1 protein-coding gene is annotated in these 977 nt (G+C 62.5%); it reads right to left on the bottom strand.

All coding sequences use genetic code 11. The features are described 5' to 3' along the window. Positions 1–959 (bottom strand): S-(hydroxymethyl)mycothiol dehydrogenase (locus tag CH293_RS27590; protein ID WP_094722063.1); only part of this gene is annotated, 959 nt, incomplete at its 3' end. Positions 960–977 lie beyond the last annotated feature (18 nt).

Raw genomic sequence — 977 nt, forward strand, 5'->3', positions numbered from 1 at the left:
CCGATCCGCTCGGTCACGAACTTCTCCAACGGCAACCGACCCTGCTCGTACAAATCCACCAACAACGGAAAATCACGCTCCGGCAAGCAATCGCCATACCACGACGACTTGAGCGATCCACCACGTGAAAAGAAATCGATCAACGGCATCTCGAGCGTCATCTCCGGCGTCGGAACCCCCACCAACACCACCGTCCCGGCAAGATCACGGGCATAGAACGCCTGCTTCCACGTCTCCGGACGCCCCACCGCATCGATCACCACATCCGCACCGAACCCACCGGTCAGCTCCTGCACCGCCTCCACAGCATCGACCACCGACGCATCGACGGTGTGCGTGGCACCGAGATCCTTGGCCCACTCGAGCTTGCCCTTGTCCCGATCGACCGCAATGATCGTCGTCGCCCCCGCAAGACGAGCGCCCGCGATCGCCGCATCACCGACACCACCACACCCGATCACCGCCACCGAATCACCACGCGAGACGTTGCCGGTGTTCATCGCCGCACCCAGACCAGCCATCACACCGCACCCCAGCAGACCCACCACCGCAGGATCGGACTCCGGATTCACCTTCGTGCACTGACCCTCGTGCACCAACGTCTTGTCCGCGAACGCACCGATACCCAACGCCGGCGAAAGCTCCGTGCCATCGGCCAGGGTCATCTTCTTCGACGCATTGTGCGTATCGAAGCAGTACCACGGCTTGCCCTTCTTGCACGCCCGGCATTCACCACACACCGCACGCCAGTTCAACACCACGACATCCCCGACCTCGACATGCGTGACCGCATCCCCGACCGACTCCACCGTCCCGGCGGCCTCGTGGCCGAGCAGAAACGGGAACTCGTCGTTGATGCCACCCTCGCGATAATGCAGATCGGTATGACAGACCCCACACGCGGCGATCCTCACCACGACATCGTTGGGACCAGGATCAGGAATAGTGACCTGCTCGATCGAGACCGGCTCACCCTT

The organism is Rhodococcus sp. 14-2470-1b, assembly GCF_002259415.1.
Lineage (GTDB): Bacteria > Actinomycetota > Actinomycetes > Mycobacteriales > Mycobacteriaceae > Rhodococcoides.